At 35.7% G+C, this 16,197-nt stretch carries 17 protein-coding genes and 1 riboswitch; of the genes, 6 read left to right on the forward strand and 11 right to left on the reverse strand.

The annotated features are described in order from the left end of the window. Window positions 1-46: 46 nt before the first annotated feature. Both CLU97_RS07075 and CLU97_RS07080 read right to left on the reverse strand, forming a co-directional pair. A complete protein-coding gene (locus tag CLU97_RS07075) occupies window positions 47-1,354 on the reverse strand; it encodes a voltage-gated chloride channel family protein (RefSeq protein WP_183084529.1) in 1,308 nt (435 codons plus the stop codon). 31 nt (window positions 1,355-1,385) lie between these two features. After that, a riboswitch (Fluoride riboswitch) is annotated at window positions 1,386-1,453 on the reverse strand. Window positions 1,454-1,615: 162 nt separating this feature from the next. Continuing rightward, complete coding sequence (locus CLU97_RS07080) at window positions 1,616-2,083, reverse strand: acyl-CoA thioesterase (protein ID WP_121487300.1); 468 nt, start codon at window positions 2,081-2,083, stop codon at window positions 1,616-1,618. A gap of 121 nt (window positions 2,084-2,204) precedes the next feature. Between CLU97_RS07080 and CLU97_RS07085 the strand changes: the two genes are divergently transcribed. Both CLU97_RS07085 and CLU97_RS07090 read left to right on the forward strand, forming a co-directional pair. Further along, a complete protein-coding gene (locus tag CLU97_RS07085) occupies window positions 2,205-2,558 on the forward strand; it encodes an arsenate reductase family protein (protein ID WP_121487301.1) in 354 nt (117 codons plus the stop codon). Between the two features lie 115 nt (window positions 2,559-2,673). Next, a complete protein-coding gene (locus CLU97_RS07090) occupies window positions 2,674-3,006 on the forward strand; it encodes a hypothetical protein (protein WP_147436462.1) in 333 nt (110 codons plus the stop codon). Window positions 3,007-3,078: 72 nt separating this feature from the next. On the opposite strand, the gene gcvT is transcribed toward CLU97_RS07090, so the two are convergent. Genes gcvT through idi form a run of 3 tightly spaced genes read right to left on the reverse strand, consistent with a single transcriptional unit; the run spans window position 3,079 to window position 5,147 of the window. After that, window positions 3,079-4,155 carry a glycine cleavage system aminomethyltransferase GcvT gene (gene gcvT / locus CLU97_RS07095; protein WP_121487303.1) on the reverse strand — a complete coding sequence of 359 codons (1,077 nt, stop codon included), beginning with the start codon at window positions 4,153-4,155 and terminating at the stop codon, window positions 3,079-3,081. Between the two features lie 9 nt (window positions 4,156-4,164). Beyond that, a complete protein-coding gene (locus tag CLU97_RS07100) occupies window positions 4,165-4,638 on the reverse strand; it encodes a hypothetical protein (RefSeq protein WP_121487304.1) in 474 nt (157 codons plus the stop codon). Beyond that, window positions 4,638-5,147, reverse strand: a complete 510-nt coding sequence (gene idi / locus CLU97_RS07105; protein WP_121487305.1) for an isopentenyl-diphosphate Delta-isomerase — start codon at window positions 5,145-5,147, stop codon at window positions 4,638-4,640. Before idi ends, CLU97_RS07100 begins: the two co-directional genes overlap by 1 nt. A gap of 307 nt (window positions 5,148-5,454) precedes the next feature. On the opposite strand from idi, the gene CLU97_RS07110 reads away from it, so the two are divergent. Both CLU97_RS07110 and CLU97_RS07115 read left to right on the forward strand, forming a co-directional pair. After that, entirely contained in the window at window positions 5,455-5,865 is a 411-nt protein-coding gene (locus CLU97_RS07110; protein ID WP_089695560.1) for a phosphoheptose isomerase, read from the forward strand. A gap of 86 nt (window positions 5,866-5,951) precedes the next feature. Continuing rightward, window positions 5,952-6,911, forward strand: coding sequence for a D-2-hydroxyacid dehydrogenase (locus tag CLU97_RS07115; protein WP_121487306.1), 960 nt, complete (start codon window positions 5,952-5,954; stop codon window positions 6,909-6,911). Between the two features lie 75 nt (window positions 6,912-6,986). Here the strand turns inward: CLU97_RS07115 and mscL are convergent, their stop codons facing one another. Next, a complete protein-coding gene (gene mscL, locus CLU97_RS07120) occupies window positions 6,987-7,364 on the reverse strand; it encodes a large conductance mechanosensitive channel protein MscL (RefSeq protein WP_121487307.1) in 378 nt (125 codons plus the stop codon). Window positions 7,365-7,609: 245 nt separating this feature from the next. On the opposite strand from mscL, the gene CLU97_RS07125 reads away from it, so the two are divergent. Continuing rightward, window positions 7,610-9,127 (forward strand): NAD(P)H-hydrate dehydratase, encoded by a 1,518-nt coding sequence (locus CLU97_RS07125; RefSeq protein ID WP_121487308.1) that lies wholly within the window; start codon window positions 7,610-7,612, stop codon window positions 9,125-9,127. 105 nt (window positions 9,128-9,232) lie between these two features. On the opposite strand, the gene lgt is transcribed toward CLU97_RS07125, so the two are convergent. Together lgt and yidD are read right to left on the reverse strand one after the other, a co-directional pair. Then, on the reverse strand, window positions 9,233-10,081 hold the full coding sequence (lgt, locus tag CLU97_RS07130) for a prolipoprotein diacylglyceryl transferase (protein ID WP_121489676.1): 849 nt from the start codon (window positions 10,079-10,081) through the stop codon (window positions 9,233-9,235). Window positions 10,082-10,524: 443 nt separating this feature from the next. Next, a complete protein-coding gene (gene yidD / locus CLU97_RS07135; protein WP_047423501.1) occupies window positions 10,525-10,776 on the reverse strand; it encodes a membrane protein insertion efficiency factor YidD in 252 nt (83 codons plus the stop codon). A 101-nt stretch (window positions 10,777-10,877) separates the two neighbouring features. On the opposite strand from yidD, the gene CLU97_RS07140 reads away from it, so the two are divergent. Next, complete coding sequence (locus tag CLU97_RS07140) at window positions 10,878-12,155, forward strand: replication-associated recombination protein A (protein ID WP_121487309.1); 1,278 nt, start codon at window positions 10,878-10,880, stop codon at window positions 12,153-12,155. Between the two features lie 234 nt (window positions 12,156-12,389). On the opposite strand, the gene CLU97_RS07145 is transcribed toward CLU97_RS07140, so the two are convergent. From CLU97_RS07145 to CLU97_RS07155, 3 genes are all read right to left on the reverse strand, one after another. Continuing rightward, window positions 12,390-12,827: a hypothetical protein gene (locus tag CLU97_RS07145; RefSeq protein WP_121487310.1), complete on the reverse strand. Its 438-nt coding sequence runs from the start codon at window positions 12,825-12,827 to the stop codon at window positions 12,390-12,392. A 104-nt stretch (window positions 12,828-12,931) separates the two neighbouring features. Further along, complete coding sequence (locus tag CLU97_RS07150) at window positions 12,932-15,175, reverse strand: DUF2339 domain-containing protein (RefSeq protein WP_121487311.1); 2,244 nt, start codon at window positions 15,173-15,175, stop codon at window positions 12,932-12,934. Window positions 15,176-15,287: 112 nt separating this feature from the next. Next, a complete protein-coding gene (locus CLU97_RS07155) occupies window positions 15,288-15,995 on the reverse strand; it encodes a hypothetical protein (RefSeq protein WP_121487312.1) in 708 nt (235 codons plus the stop codon). Window positions 15,996-16,197: the final 202 nt, after the last annotated feature.

Here is a 16,197-nt window from a genome sequence, read left to right on the forward strand (position 1 = left end):
TAACGTTATGGATAACTAGTAACTAAAATAACTTGCAACCAGCAACTTATAAAAAATCCGAAACAGATTTATCCTGCTGGCTTTCAAATCTTCTGTTTTTCGCTTCTCCGATTTTCTGTTTGGAATAAATACTGTTGTGACCGGAAAGGAGATAAGAGACAACACAGGCAATCGCTACATACACCCCACATTCAGCTCCGAATAATTCAATTCCCATCAGCATGCAGGCCAAAGGGGTATTGGTAGCTCCGGCAAATACAGCTACAAATCCCATCCCGGCCAATAATCCGAAAGGTAACGGAATAAAAAGTGATAAGGCACTGCCCAAAGTGGCTCCAATGAAGAACAAAGGGGTAACTTCACCACCTTTAAATCCGGCTGAAAGGGTAACGATAGTGAAAATCATTTTTAAAGCAAAATCATATAGCGGAAGCTGCTTTTCAAAAGATTCTAGAATCACGGGGACTCCTAATCCAATGTAACGGGTTGTCCCCATTGCAAAAACTGCCAGAGCAATAATAATTCCACCTACAACAGGGCGAAGCGGAGGATATTTAATTTTTGATTTGAACACTGAGCCCATCCAATGGATAATTTTACTGAAGGCGGCCGCACATATTCCAAATGCTATTCCCGCCAGAATACTGTATATGATTGGTAAAAACTCTAGTTTTGGAATAAAATCGATATGATAATGAGTATGTTTTACATTCCAGAGATTAGTGGCCCAGTCTGCCAGAATTGCGGAAGCAAATGCGGGGAAAATAGCATTGTATCGAATTCTTCCGATCAGAAAAACTTCAAGACCAAAAACCGCTCCTGCCAGCGGAGTTCCGAAAACCGAGCCAAATCCGGCAGCAATAGCCGCAATAATCAGTATTTTTCTTTCGTTTCGGTCAAGCTTAAAAGGTTTTGTAAGCTGATCGGCGATAGCTCCTGCCATTTGAAGTGCTGTTCCTTCACGACCTGCTGAACCTCCGAAAAAATGAGTGACAATGGTTCCGAGATATACAAAAGGAGCCATCTTAAAAGGAATTATTTCCCCGGGTTCATGAATCGTATCTATCAACAGGTTATTTCCTGCTTCCACATCTTTCCCGAAGTAATAATAAAGAAGCCCTATCAGGAATCCGGCTACAGGAAGCAATGCAATCAGCCAGAGATGATTTTCCCTGAAATTGGTTGCCCACTCCAGAGATTGAAGAAAACCAGCAGAAGCTGTCCCAACTAAACCTCCAATAATGGTACTGATACACAGCCATTTTAAAATATAGGGTAAAGCCGGAAATTTTCTGAAGAAAAAATGAGTGTGAAAAATTAATTTTTTACCTGGTGTTCTTTGACTTTTTGACATAATAATCCTGATTAGTTATTTGTTAATAATCTTTTAATCAGGCGTCATCAGCTTTTGTAAAGCGGTTGGGTAAGGAAGAACACCATTTCCTTTGATAATGCAAATATAAAAAGAAGAATCTGTTTTTCAAAAATAAATTCTTTGTTGCTGGTTGTTTTTTTGTTGCTGATTGTTACTGGTTTTACTACAACTTTAAACCTTAAACCTTAAACTTTGAACTTTAAATATTTAACCTAAAACTCGAAACCTGAATCTCATCTCTTACAAAAAAGGCTTCATCTCATCCTCAATCTGAGTTCTCAGCTCCATCAGGCGTTTAGCGTATAATTCCTGTTGCTTTTCTTCTTCTGTTTCTGGGATCCATTTCGGTACAGGCAGTTTTTTTCCATTTTCGTCTACCGCAACAAAAACAATAATACAGTGGGTTTTTTTCTCAAAATTAGGCTGTTTCAGGTTTCTGGAAAAGACATTAATGGCGATATGCATGCTGGATATTCCGGTAAAGATCACCTGAGCGTCTACTTTTACCACTTCCCCGATTTTGATGGGATCGTAAAAACGGATTCCACCAACGTACACCGTGACAGAATAATTACCACTCCAGGTGGTGGCACATGCATAACCGGCCTGGTCAATCCATTTCATAACACTTCCTCCATGTACATTTCCTCCGTAATTAACATCTGAAGGCTCCGAAATAAACTGAAAAGTAATAGGTTTGTTCTGCATCTTTATAAAATTTGAATAAAGTTATTTAATAATTTCCAAAGTTTTAGATTAAATCCTACTTTTGAAAGACGAAACCTTCAATAAAAGGGAACTTTAACCAATAACAGATTTAGAAACAGTAATGAAGAAAGTATTTTATCTCAACACATGTGATACATGCAGAAAAATTTTAGCTCAATTTGACCTTACAGGCTGGGAACTTCGTGAAATTAAAAAAGAGCCGATCACGAAAGAGGAATTGGCTGAAATGCATAAAAAAACAAAATCATACGAAGCTTTGTTCAGTAAAAAATCCACTCAGATCAAATTGAGAGGCCTGGATGTGAAGTCTTTGGCCGAAAAAGATTTTAAAGAATTATTGCTTGATCATTATACTTTCCTGAAAAGGCCTGTTTTTATAACAGATAAGGAGATTTTCGTCGGGAATGATAAGAAGAACGTTGAAGAATTGCAGAAATTCTTTGGTGTGATATAGCGTATATAGGATTTGGATTAGAGATCTATCTCATTTTTGATGTAAAGAACCATTTGAAAAGTATTTGGAGCTTAGAGACCGTTACCATTTTGATCATAGAAATGGCTTAAACTTAATGATGACAGGAGATGGGGATGCAGGTGATGAAGATCGACTGTTAAGGCAAGTTGAAAAAGTTTTAAACGTTGATCTTACTTTGTTGTATTTCTGGGATTACACCGAAGAATATGAAGGTTTTACAAGTATAGAACCTTTACGAATAAAACTGATTGAACTGGAATATGCGCTAGCAGAAAACCCTGAATTTTATAAAAGAATCAGCTGGGGGCACGATGTAGAAGAAGGATATTTGAAAGACAGCTTTATAAAAGATGTCCGCTTTTTCATTGAAAGGCTGAATTTAAATCTTGAAAATGGAGCTTCTCAGGTAAAATATATTTCAGACTGAAAAATTTTATAAAATCAGCCCCGCAATTTTTTGCGGGGCTGATTTTATTATTTCTTATATCTTTTGAACAGATTATACAAAAGGAGCCTTCACCACTTTTGCAGGAATGTTCTTGTTTCTTACCTGAATAAAGATCTCAGATCCTAATTTGAAGTGAGGTTTGTCTACATAAGCAAGACCTAAACCTACTTTCTTCATTGGAGACTGTGTTCCGGAAGTTACTTTTCCAATCACATTTCCTTCAGCATCTACTACAGGGTAATCATGTCTTGGAACTCCTTTGTCTGTCAATTCGAAACCAACTAATTTTCTGCCAACTCCTTCTTCTTTCTGTTTTGCGAAAACATCTTTAGAAACGAAGTCCTTGTCAAATTTAGTAATCCATCCTAAGCCAGCTTCAATAGGAGAAGTAGTATCATCAATATCATTTCCGTAAAGGCAGAATCCTTTTTCTAATCTTAAAGTATCCCTGGCAGCCAAACCGCAAGGAATAATTCCTTCTTCTTTACCCGCTTCCATTACAGCATCCCAAAGTTTTTCAGCACTTCCGTTGTTGAAATAGATCTCAAAACCTCCGCTTCCTGTGTATCCTGTGTTTGAAATGATTACATCATTTTCTCCTGCAACACTTCCTACAGTGAAATGGTAGTAAGGAATTTCGGAAAGGTTTACTTCCGTAAGTTTTTGAAGAATTTCAGTAGCTTTTGGCCCCTGAACTGCCAATAAAGACATTTCGTCAGAAGCATTGGTCATTTTAGCCCCGAAAGTATTGTATTTTGAAATATGATTCCAGTCTTTGTCGATGTTAGAAGCGTTTACCACTACGAAATATTTGTGATCTTCCATTTTATAAACGATAAGGTCATCTACAATTCCTCCATTTTCGTTTGGAAGGCAAGAATACTGAGCTTTTCCGTTTTCAAGTGCATCTACATTATTCGTAGTTACAAACTGTAAAAGATCTTTTGAACCTGGTCCTTCGATGAAAAACTGTCCCATGTGTGAAACATCAAATAATCCTGCTTTTTCTCTTACGGCAAAATGCTCTTCTGTAACCCCTGAATATTGAACAGGCATTTCAAAACCTGCGAAAGGTACGATCTTCGCTCCCAAAGAAACATGTTTGTCGTACAAGGCTGTTTTCTTCATATTTAATTTTTATTTCTTTATTTTAAAACTGTTAAAAGTCTCATTGAATTGGGTCATATAATTTCCGTTCCAGAATTTCTGACCGCAGTTGATGGTAATCAGATACAGATCTTTATCTTTTTGGAAAGCTTTGGTAATCCAATACAGCTTTCCTTTTTCATCAAAATATTCGTAGAAATATTCTGTATACCCTTTTTTGCTTCTGCTTTCTTTTACTTTATTTTCCGGATCGGTAGATTTATTAAGATCCAGAACAAATTTTTTCATTTGTTCCTTCGGAAGTTCCAGCCCGTGGTACTCGGAAATAGTGATTGCTCCTATTTCACTTGTTGGAAAAATATTTACAATTTCACTGTCGTTGGTAGATTTCCAGCCTTCGGGAACATTAATAGTGTAATTGGGGCTTTCATATACTTTTGCTTTTTGGGCAAAGAACAGGCTTCCCGTTATAAGAGCAGAAAAAAACAAGATTTTCTTCATCATTAAAAATGGTGTTTATATTCTTCCAGGATGATTTTGAACCATTCTGTAAAGTTTTCAGGAGTTTCAGCAATTTCTTTATCCAGATCTTCCGGAGTAATGAACCGTACTTCTTCCACTTCATCTTTATTCAAATTGAAATCAGCTTCATGATTTCCTACAAATACATGATCCAGCTCGTGTTCCCAAAGACCACCGCCTACATCTGCTTTGTAAATAAAATTGAATTTTTCTGAAAGCTCTGCCTCAATTCCCAGTTCTTCCTTCAGCCTTCGTACCGCTCCTTCCTTATAAGTTTCCCCTTGTCTCGGGTGTGAGCATACCGCATTGGTCCATTGGTTGGGAGAATGGTACTTTCCTGACGCTCTTTTCTGAAGAAGCATTTCTCCTTTACTGTTGAACAGAAATACAGAAAAAGCACGGTGCAGCAAGCCATTGATGTGAGCCTGCTGTTTCTCCATCAGCCCTAAAACTTCATCTTCAGGATTTACTAAAACGACAAATTCTTCCATTCCTACAAATGTAAGAGTAATAAATGTATTTTGGAAATTTTTAGATAAACATCATGCTTTTTGTAATAAGGCCGATGAGACGGAAGAAGAGCAGGCGGCTTACAGATAAATTGATAATTCACTTATAAGATTTATTTACCCGAAAGGAAATTAAGGCGAAAAATTTTAACTATTTGCAATAAAATGGCTGGTAAATTATTAATATTATTCTTTAAATAATTTTTTTGCAGTAAAATTTGAATATAAACTAAAATTGATATAGCCTCATAATGGGAAAAACGCTAACTTTGTTTTTTAATATTTAGTAATGGAATTAGAATACATTGAACACATTAGTCCTATTCTAAAGGATGGAATAAAAAATTACTTAATAGATATCGACGGAACCATTACTGATGATGTTCCCAACGAAGAACCGGAAAGAATGGTTACCTGCGAACCCTATCCTGATGCACTGGAAACCATCAACAAATGGTATGATGAAGGGCACCAGATCTGCTTTTTTACTTCAAGAACCGAGAATCTGAAACAAATTACTATCGACTGGCTGGATAAGCATGGTTTCAAATACCACAGCGTGCTTTGCGGAAAACCAAGAGGAGGAAATTACCACTGGATAGATAACCACCTGGTAAGAGCTACAAGATATAAAGGAAGATTTACGGATTTGGTTGAAAAACAAGTGACCATTGAGGTATTCAAAGAAGACGGAGAATAAAAATATAATTCAAAGATTTAAAGATTAAATGTGAATCAGTTCCTTTAATTTTTAAATCTTTCATTTTTTAATATACTTGATATTTTATGAAAGTTTTAGCAAATGACGGCCTGGATCAATCTGGAATAGATGCATTGACAGAAAAAGGCTTTGAGGTGATTACTACAAAAGTTCCACAGGAATTTTTGGTAGATTATATTAACGAGCACAAGATTCGCACTCTGTTGGTAAGAAGTGCTACACAGGTAAGAAAAGATATTATTGACCGGTGCCCATCCATAGACATTATTGGAAGAGGTGGAGTAGGTATGGATAATATTGATGTAGATTATGCAAGAGAAAAAGGAATTCATGTGATCAATACGCCTTCGGCTTCTTCGGAATCTGTGGCTGAACTTGTTTTTGCTCATTTGTTTTCCGGTGCAAGATTTCTTCAGGATTCCAACAGAAAAATGCCTTTAGTAGGCGATACTGAATTTGGAGGTCTTAAAAAAGCATATGCTGCCGGTATTGAATTGAGGGGAAAAACCATTGGTATCGTAGGTATGGGAAGAATCGGTCAGGAAGTAGCGAGAATTGCTTTAGGCCTTGGAATGAGAGTGGTGGCAGCTGATAATAATGTAGGAAAAGCAAGCATTAAAGTGAAGTTTTACAACAATCAGTTTATCAATGTTGATATCGAAACCGAACCGTTACAGGAAGTGCTGAAACATTCAGACTTCATTACTTTACACGTTCCGGCACAGAAAGATGGGTATATGATCGGTCAGAATGAGTTTGAAATGATGAAAGAAGGAGTAGCTATTGTCAACTGTTCCAGAGGTGGAGTTATTGATGAAGCGGCTTTAATTCAGGCTTTGAATTCAGGCAAAGTAAGATTTGCCGGATTAGATGTTTTCATTAACGAGCCAACACCTTCTAAGGAAATTCTTAACCACCCTAAAATTTCGCTTACCCCTCACACAGGAGCCTCTACTCTTGAAGCACAGGATAGAATCGGGCTTTCTCTGGCAGAGCAGATTTCAAGTATCTTACAGATTCAGTAATTTGAAATGATATAAAACAAGAAAATCACCTCCGCGGAGGTGATTTTTATTTTTACACTGTAGTGAGGGTACAGATTATATATTTTTGCTTTTTAATAAATCTCTGATTTCCATCAGTAATTTCTGATCTTCTGTAGGTCCTGCCGGAGCCGGAGCTTCTTTTTTGTTCACTTTATTGGCGAATTTAATGATCCAGAAAAGAACCATAGCAATACATAGGAAACTGATTACAGCTGAAATGAAATTTCCATAAGCAACACCATTCCATGAAAGTTTTGCAATATTTTCTGCACCGGCAGCTTTCAAAGCCGGGTTAAGGATCAGAGGAGTAATTACATCCTCTACCAAAGACGAAACAATTTTACCAAATGCAGCCCCAATGATCACACCGACAGCCAGATCGAGAACATTGCCCTTAAAGGCAAACTCTTTAAATTCTTTTACAAATCCCATAATTTATATTTTTTTAATTAGTATATACACAAAAATATAATTTAAAAATGTAAAAAACACTACTTTTTATAGTTTTTTATTCCCAAAACATTGAATTTTAGAACGAATTATTAGAATTTGTTTTAATGAATATTTCAGCTTTTTACAGATACATTATCTCATTAATGAGGTCTCTTTATTTTTGTTATTGACGTGGCATCATAATGAAAAATCTTTTGTAATTTGCTTAAAAGTTTGATGTACCTATGAAAATTTTTACCGCAAAACAGATACGCAGCTGGGATCAGTTTACAATTTCCTACGAGCCGGTTTCGTCAATTCAATTAATGGAAAGAGCTTCAATGGCAGTGGCACACTGGATTTCAGAACACTGTAAAAACCATAAAAAGCTGGCGGTATTTTGCGGTAAAGGAAATAATGGAGGAGATGGGCTGGCAGTAGCAAGAATTCTTTACCTGAAAGGTTTTGATGTAGATGTCTTTGTAGGAGATCCTAAAGGAAAATTTTCAGAAGATGCCTCGGTAAATTTGAAAAGGCTTCGGGATATGTCAGGAATATCCGTAAGAAAATTTGATCAGAGTGGGCACTATAATTTTGATGATAAAACAATCATTATTGATGCTCTTTTCGGAACCGGATTATCCAGACCGCTGGATGGAGAATATAAAATGCTTGTAGAACAATTGAATGCTAAAAAAAGCATTAAAATTTCTATTGATATCCCTTCCGGATTGTCTGCGGATGAAATATTTGACCAGGATGCTGTTATTCTGAATGCGGATTACACTCTGACTCTTCAATGTTGGAAAAGGACTTTTCTTCATCCTGAAACCGGAAAATATACTGGAAAAGTAGAAGTTTTGGATATAGATTTAAGTAAAGCTTATTCAGAAAATACAGAAACAGCATATTTTGTAACAGATGATGATCTGATAGAATCTATTTTTAAACCTAGAAATGAATTTTCACATAAAGGTAGTTTTGGTAAGGCTGCCATTATAGGTGGAAGCTATGGAAAAATAGGTGCTGCAGTTCTGGCTACAAAATCTGCCTTAAAAACCGGGGCTGGCTTAACCTTTACGCTGGCACCGGAATGTGGATATGAAATACTTCAGGCTTCATGTCCGGAAGCCATGTTTATAAAAGGAGGAGAAGAATTTATTACCAATTTTGAGATTGATAATGAATTTACCATTGGCATTGGACCTGGCTTGGGAACTCATCCTAATACAGGAAAAAGTTTTCTGAGTTTTCTGAAAAACTATACGAAACCAATGATTTTGGATGCTGATGCCCTGAATATTATTTCAAAAGATCCAAATAACCTGAAATTAATCCCAAAAGAATCCATTATAACTCCCCATCCGAAAGAGTTTGAAAGGCTTTTCGGAAGTACTGAGGATTCTTTTAAAAGGCTTGAGCTGGCAGGGGAAAAGGCAAAAGAACTGGATATTTATATAATACTCAAAGATCATCATACCCAGGTCATTACTCCGCAAGGAAAGATGTTTTATAATATAACAGGGAATTCTGGACTGGCAAAAGGGGGTAGCGGAGACATCCTTACCGGGATTTTGACCTCACTTTCAGCACAAGGATATTCTCAGGAAGAAACCTGTATTTTAGGCGTTTGGCTTCATGGGAAAGCGGCTGATTTTGCAGCGGAAAGATACTCAAAAGAAGCGATGTTACCTACCGACGTTATTAATGAATTTGGGAATGTGTTTGAAGAACTGAACAGAAAAGTGGAGAGGATTTTATAATAAAGCTAAAAAGCAAAACTGCGAAATCACTCAATAATTCTAAGATAAAAAAGGCAAATCTGTATTGTTACAAATTTGCCTTTTTATTTTTTAGTCTAAAACGGTTTATTCAGGTTTCTCGTTTTCTGCCGGAGTGATTTTAAATTTCTTAGAAACAATCATGATAACAACTCCTGCAATCATAAAAGGAATGGAAAGAACCTGACCTGTATTCAGTCCGCCAATCTGGATGAACTCATCTCCCTGTGGCTCTTTCAGGAATTCTACAAAGAATCTGATCGCCCAAAGAATAATAAAGAACAGTCCGAATAACCAACCCTGCTGATATTTTTTATCCGTTTTTCTATACAAAATCCATAATAAAATGAATAATAGAACATATCCTACCGCTTCGAATAACTGGCTTGGGTAACGAGGTACAGTAAGACCGTATTCACTGCTTTGCTGTGGGAAAAGAAGAGCGAACGGAGAGTTCGGATCAGCTGGTTTACCAACAATTTCAGAATTGAAAAAGTTACCCATTCTTACAAAAGCACCTCCTAAAGCAACTACAATCCCTAATCTGTCATATACCCAGAAAGGATTTTTCTTAATGATTTTAAATGAATAATATAATGTAGTGAAAATCAAAGCGATGGTAGCTCCATGGCTTGCTAACCCTGAAAATCCTGTGAATTTAAAACCATTTTTTGTGCTGATGGGTAAAAATACGCTCCAGAAATCTTCTTTGAATAATTCCGGCTGGTAGAAAATAACATGTCCTAATCTTGCTCCTAAAATAGTTCCAATCAATGTCCATGTGAAAAGAGGTTCCAGGTATTTCTGGTTTACATTATCAATTTTAAAGATTCTGGTCATTAAAACATAACCGAATCCAAAGGCAAACACAAACATCAAACTATAAAAATGAAGGGTAAAAGACCCAATATGAATCCCTTTGGAAGGATCCCATATTTTGAATGAAGTTTCAAGTTCTACTTTATCAGAATCTGTAATAGGTTTTGCAGATTTTACTGCATATTTGAAGGTGGTAACATTCTCAGAAGTAGCAGGAGCATCTATCAGCTTAAAGTTTTTATCAAAAAACTGATATTTGGAATCCTTGAATCTTGATAATGCTGAAACAGCATAGTTATAATAGGCAGGTTCAAGGCTGGATCCGTTAAGAATCACTACTACATTATTGTTGATGGCTCTGTCCGGAAAAGCGCTCAGGTCTCCCATTTCTGTGGTAGAATAGATTTTTACCGGAACATTATTTCCGTTGACATCTAAAGTTCCGTCAGATAAACCTCCAGGGTATTCCTGTGCAAAAAGAAGCTGCGTGGCGAACGCAAAAAGCACAAGATAAATTCTGAAAAAAATAGTATTCATTTTCTATTGATTTAATAGTTTGATTATTGACATTTATGTTTGGGAGGTACAGGATCGTAACCGCTTCCTCCCCATGGGTGGCACCTTAAAATTCTTTTAAATCCCAGCCAAAACCCTTTAAAGATCCCATGAACGCGAAGTGACTCAATCATGTAATGAGAACAGGTAGGTTCGTAACGACAGTTTTTTGGAAGTAAGGGCGAAATAAACCATTGGTAAAATTTTATCAAAATTACCAGTGGGAATGTAATGATTTTATTGAATGTAAGTTTCAAAACAATGCAAAAATAGGGTAAAAAAATGAAAATTAGTTTAAATTTGTTATAAGTTTCGGAGATCAAAAACCCGGAACATTGATCTTAAAAATAGAATTACTTTGAATCAAAATATTCCATTAGCCGAAAAACTGAGACCCAAAACACTGAACGATGTATTGGGGCAGGAACACCTTACCGGCGACAAAGGAACGATCCGGAAAATGATCGAAAATAATACCCTGAATTCCCTGATTCTCTGGGGACCTCCGGGGACAGGGAAAACCACATTGGCTGAAATTATCTCAGAGCAGTCGGGGAGAAAGTTTTATAAACTTTCTGCAGTTTCTTCAGGGGTGAAAGATGTAAGAGATGTGATTGATGATGCCAAGAAACAGAATTTGTTTTCAGGGAAATCTCCTATTTTATTTATTGATGAAATTCACAGATTCAACAAATCTCAGCAGGATTCACTGCTGCATGCAGTAGAAAAAGGATGGATTGTATTGATAGGCGCCACTACGGAAAACCCAAGTTTTGAAGTGGTTTCGGCTCTGCTTTCCAGAAGTCAGGTTTATATTTTAAAAGCTTTGAGCTATGAAAAGCTGGAGGAACTCATTGATATTGCTTCCGAAAGATTCAATAAAGATGAAGAAACCGATTTTAAAATCCTTGAGAAAGAAGCTTTCATTCAATATTCCGGTGGTGATGCCAGAAAGCTGATCAATTCTGTAGAATTGGTTTTGAACCAATATAAAAATTCAGGTACAACGGAAATCATTAATTCCGATGTGTTAGAAGTTCTTCAGGAAACGATGGCTCTTTACGATAAAAATGGAGAACAGCATTATGATATTATTTCTGCTTTTATCAAATCTATGCGTGGCGGAGATCCTAACGGAGCGGTGTATTGGCTGGCGAGAATGATTGCCGGGGGAGAAGATATTAAATTTATTGCAAGGAGAATGCTTATTCTGGCTGCTGAAGATGTAGGATTGGCCAATCCAAATGCTTTAGTGGTTGCCAATAATTGTTTCCAGGCGATTAATGTAATCGGGAACCCTGAAGCAAGGATTATATTAAGTGAAACAGCAGTATATCTTGCAGTTTCGCCTAAAAGTAATTCCGCTTATATGGCAATTAATGAAGCTTTGGCTTTGGTGAAGCAAACAGGAAACCTTCCGGTGCCTCTTCATTTGAGAAATGCTCCTACAAAACTGATGAAAGACCTGGATTACGGAAAAGAATATAAATATGCCCATTCTTATGAGGGGAATTTTGTAGAACAGGATTTTCTTCCTGAGGAAATTCGGGATGCGAAATTATATGAGCCAGGTAATAACTCCACGGAAAAGAAAATTTACGAGGAACTTAAGAAAAAGTGGAACAACAAATATTAAAATAAAAAAGGATGCTGAAAAAACAACATCCTTTTTATATTAAATCTATTTAATTTTTTTATAATCTATATTATTTCAGCTGTTAAAAGGTGAAAATTGGATGTAAATATCTTTAAATCATTAAGAATTTTGAAGAATTAAAGTATAATTAAGACTAATCATTCTGATTTTAAGTTAAAGCGAAACGTATCTTAATCATCTTAAGACCTTAATATAATCTTAATGGTTCAAATTTTATTCGGTAGTGTAGATAAACAATGTCTTCTTACCGTTATAATCTTTTGTTTCTGCTCTTTTCTTAATTTCAGGATAGATCATAGTGCTGGTATCCGAAAATTCATAGCCTTCAATAAATACAGGGTTATCTGCCGGAATGTTGTATTGCGCATTCATATTGGATAACGCCATTCTGTCAAGTACATTGTCTCCGTTTTTGAATTTGTATTCAGTTACTCCTTTTGTAAAAACAGAACTGTATTTTTTTAAACTTTGGGGAAGGCTAGCCGGGGAATTATAGGCTTTAGAAACCTGCAATACGTTCTTTTTCGCATTGAATAATTCTACTGTTCCAATAGCGTTGTCAGCAACTGCAAACTTTACAGCAGGATTTTTTTGCTGTGCAAACAGAGTCACAGAAGACAGTATTAAAAAAGAATAGAGTAATTTTTTCATAATCAGAATATGTAACTGTTAAAAACGTGATAAATATAGTTATTTTTTATAAAATGTGAATGAATTCTTACATTGTTTTACATATTATTTAGAAATAAAAACTTTTATCCTGATTGTTGGTCTGTGCTTTCTTCATCATTATCTTTTTTATCAACCATATTTCTGATAATGTTTTTCAGACGTTGAAAAGCAAAAGAACTTAATAATAAGATAATTCCAAGTGCAATAAAAGCACTGATTCTTGAAACATTGTCCATTTGCCATACATCATAAGCGTAAAGTTTTAATGCCATAAGACCAATCAGCGCAAACCCAATTTTATTATATTCCTGAATATCCTTTCTCAAACCTGTATAAATAAAGATACTGGCAAGAATGGTCCATATAATAGGGAGATAAAGAATGTTGAAATGCTCGCTGGCTTCATAAGAATGAGGAATGTCATTAGAAACCATTAAAACATAGGAATGATGAAGTTCATAACTGATACAGATAATAAGCGCCAAAGACATGATCCAGTAAGAAATCTGACGTTTATGAAATTCAGAAGAAGGAAAAATCCTAAAACAGGTATATATAAAAGGAATCCATTGAAGCAGATGAAGCCAATAAAAACTTAAATGAAGTCTTTTTGTTAAAACTGCCGGAACAATGGACGAGACAGAACCTGATAAATTAAGAGTTGCTAGGATAAAAAGCAGATAAATAAGAGCGGTTTGGATATCTGTCTTTATATTCAGTGGTTTTCTGAAAAGTAATAAGATGAAAATATAATAAATTGTGAACAGTAATCCTATGCTGGTAATCGCTTCCCATGGCATATCTGAAATGTGGTAAGTGATTTCAAGAAGAAACGTAATATAAATAACCCCATAACTGGCAACCGTAATCAGATCTTCAAAGAAATTATTGGATTTTTCTTCAGATTCATGTTTCGTATTTCTTAATAAATATAAATTGGCAATAATAGAGGCTATAGTAAATGAACTGGTGATAAATGGAGGGTTCAAGATAATATTAAAGTTGTTGGTTTCCATATATTCTGTCCAGGTTACAATCTGAGCAATCATAACCATGGGAAAAAGAATATAAAAGAAGACTTTGAAAATATGGTGTCCTGTTCTTTTCCAGATAAAAAGGAGTAGAGTAGCCTCTATTGCCCAAATACTCGTGATGAGGTGGGTTTTAAACTGAATGGCAATGGCCGTTGTGACAAGGCTGGTGACCAATCCTGCAAACACGGAATAGGGTACACCAAAGTTTTTTCGTCCATATTCTCTTAATAACAATATGGAATTTACAGTCGCAAAAATAAGAGGAAATATAATAGGCGGTTCATAACCCAATGTGTCAAAAATATAAAGTAGTCCAAGAATGCTGGAAAAATTAGCTAAAGCAAGTATTAAAATATCAGATGTTGAAAGTGTATTTTTCCTGAAATAATCATGCAGGGCAAAAATGTAAAAAATAGCGTAGCTGATCAGATAAAAAGTAATGCTTAAAAGTTCGGTACTCTCATTCGTCCAGTAAAAAAGATAGGCTGTTGTAAAAAGATAAGCCGTCCATCCCACACTCTTCCAGTGCTGAAGAAAAGAAGCGGTAAGCATTCCTGTATTTAAAAGAGTAATGTATATAAAAAGGAAAAGATAGTTGCTTTGTCCTGTACTGATCATCAGTGGAGCCGCGAAGCCGCCTATTAATGAAAAAATAATCAGGACTTCACTCTTGTAATAATAGGATAGGAGAATAGAAGCTGCGGTTATCAGGGCTGTAATAAAAAACGCAGTGTTCTGTGTGAAGAGATGATATTCGCGGAAAGCAATAGTAGCTGTGAAATACAAAACGGCAATTCCACCTCCGGTTATAATAGAGGCAAATGCAGTATAATTTTTTCTTAGAAAATGTCCGGTGACAATAATTCCGGCTCCAATACAAAAACCAATGGCTGCTCTGGTTGTTTCTCCAATCCAGTTTTTATCGATCGCGTATTTTACAAAATACCCAATTCCAAGAACAAGAGTAAAAATACCAATTATGGTTAATGCATTTTGTTTTAAAAAATCAAAAACAGGAGTGAGCCAATCTTTTTGAACAGGTGTTGGGATTTGTTCTTCTCTTTCTGTTCGTTTTATATCTTCAATAATAATCTGATGAGGTTGTAATGGTTCCTGAATAATAGTTTCTTCTATGGAAGGGTTTTTATGAATAACCTCAGACGGAACCGGAGTCTTACTTATTTTATAGTTAAGATCCGAAATTTCCTTTTCAAGTTTTCTGATTTTAGTATTCAGATTATTGAAAATGATGAAAATTATGATAAGAAGGATGACAGCAACAAATTCACTCATTTCATTAGTTTTTATCAAATATAAAGAAATGTTTGGGAAGCTATTTAAAAAATTAACCCATCACAGTATTAGCGATGGGTTAACGGTATAGATAACTAACAATATGTTTTTACTAGTTTGATACTTTGTAGATGTAGAAAGATGCTACACTGGATCCTAATAATCCCACGTCAATCCCGGAAGTTAAAAGTCCAAAAGAAATCTTATCACCTGCCTGGAAGGAGTACAATGAATGTATGCTTGAGTCAGACATTGTTAAATTGATTGCTAAAGCAAGGTTGATACCGCTAAAAGTACGGCTGTCAATAATAGTAGCTACCCCACCTCTGTTTCTTGCTATGGCAATACCGGGAGCGCCGGATAGCAGAGAGGCTTGTAATCCTGTTCCATAACGGAATGCGTATCCTACAGCGTAAACACCTGTAGAAGGAATATTGTATGAGCCGTCAGAATCTGTAAATAATGTACCTGTACCTATGCTTCTGTCTGTAGCTATAAAGTTAACTGGCTGAAATCCTCCCGGAAAAATTCCTACAGAGATAAGATTTAAGCTTGATGTCTTTTTTGCGGCATAAACAGTGGTATTCGTGTTGGAGGCGCCTATCAATACTGACGGATCCATTGAGAATACCTGAGTAGTTCCTTGGTTAACTGCTAAAACCTGATATCCGGGTAGTGCAGTGGCTGCAGGAATGTCCCTAACTTTCAATGTTCCGTTAACATCTAGAGTAGCAGTTGGATTTGCTGTATTGATACCGACTTGAGAAAACAGCGGTATAGCAGCGCACGCTAGCATTAAGCTGTAAAGTTTAGTTTTCATGATCAAGATTTTAATTAGTTGCTTAGCAAATATACAATAAAAATTACACACATGATTGTGATATTTGTATTTTTAATATTAATATGATGTAATATATTTAAACATATGTTTGTATTTTAATTGATTTTACTTCATAATTTAATTACGAATTATTATATTCTTTTTTCAATTAATATCCTGTTTATAAGGGTTTTAAGAAAAA

The organism is Chryseobacterium sp. 7 (assembly GCF_003663845.1).
Lineage (GTDB): Bacteria > Bacteroidota > Bacteroidia > Flavobacteriales > Weeksellaceae > Chryseobacterium.

What these genes read in the sequence shown, in the direction of transcription:
- CLU97_RS07115 (WP_121487306.1), top strand. Translation starts at nt 5,952, where the DNA reads ATGAAAGTTTTAGCAAATGACGGCCTGGATCAATCTGGAATAGATGCA.
- CLU97_RS07075 (WP_183084529.1), bottom strand. Translation starts at nt 1,354, where the DNA reads ATGTCAAAAAGTCAAAGAACACCAGGTAAAAAATTAATTTTTCACACT.
- mscL (WP_121487307.1), bottom strand. Translation starts at nt 7,364, where the DNA reads ATGGGATTTGTAAAAGAATTTAAAGAGTTTGCCTTTAAGGGCAATGTT.
- idi (WP_121487305.1), bottom strand. Translation starts at nt 5,147, where the DNA reads ATGGAAGAATTTGTCGTTTTAGTAAATCCTGAAGATGAAGTTTTAGGG.
- CLU97_RS07155 (WP_121487312.1), bottom strand. Translation starts at nt 15,995, where the DNA reads ATGAAAACTAAACTTTACAGCTTAATGCTAGCGTGCGCTGCTATACCG.
- CLU97_RS07080 (WP_121487300.1), bottom strand. Translation starts at nt 2,083, where the DNA reads ATGCAGAACAAACCTATTACTTTTCAGTTTATTTCGGAGCCTTCAGAT.
- CLU97_RS07150 (WP_121487311.1), bottom strand. Translation starts at nt 15,175, where the DNA reads ATGAGTGAATTTGTTGCTGTCATCCTTCTTATCATAATTTTCATCATT.
- CLU97_RS07125 (WP_121487308.1), top strand. Translation starts at nt 7,610, where the DNA reads ATGAAAATTTTTACCGCAAAACAGATACGCAGCTGGGATCAGTTTACA.
- gcvT (WP_121487303.1), bottom strand. Translation starts at nt 4,155, where the DNA reads ATGAAGAAAACAGCCTTGTACGACAAACATGTTTCTTTGGGAGCGAAG.
- CLU97_RS07100 (WP_121487304.1), bottom strand. Translation starts at nt 4,638, where the DNA reads ATGATGAAGAAAATCTTGTTTTTTTCTGCTCTTATAACGGGAAGCCTG.
- CLU97_RS07085 (WP_121487301.1), top strand. Translation starts at nt 2,205, where the DNA reads ATGAAGAAAGTATTTTATCTCAACACATGTGATACATGCAGAAAAATT.
- CLU97_RS07110 (WP_089695560.1), top strand. Translation starts at nt 5,455, where the DNA reads ATGGAATTAGAATACATTGAACACATTAGTCCTATTCTAAAGGATGGA.
- CLU97_RS07090 (WP_147436462.1), top strand. Translation starts at nt 2,674, where the DNA reads ATGATGACAGGAGATGGGGATGCAGGTGATGAAGATCGACTGTTAAGG.
- CLU97_RS07145 (WP_121487310.1), bottom strand. Translation starts at nt 12,827, where the DNA reads ATGAAAAAATTACTCTATTCTTTTTTAATACTGTCTTCTGTGACTCTG.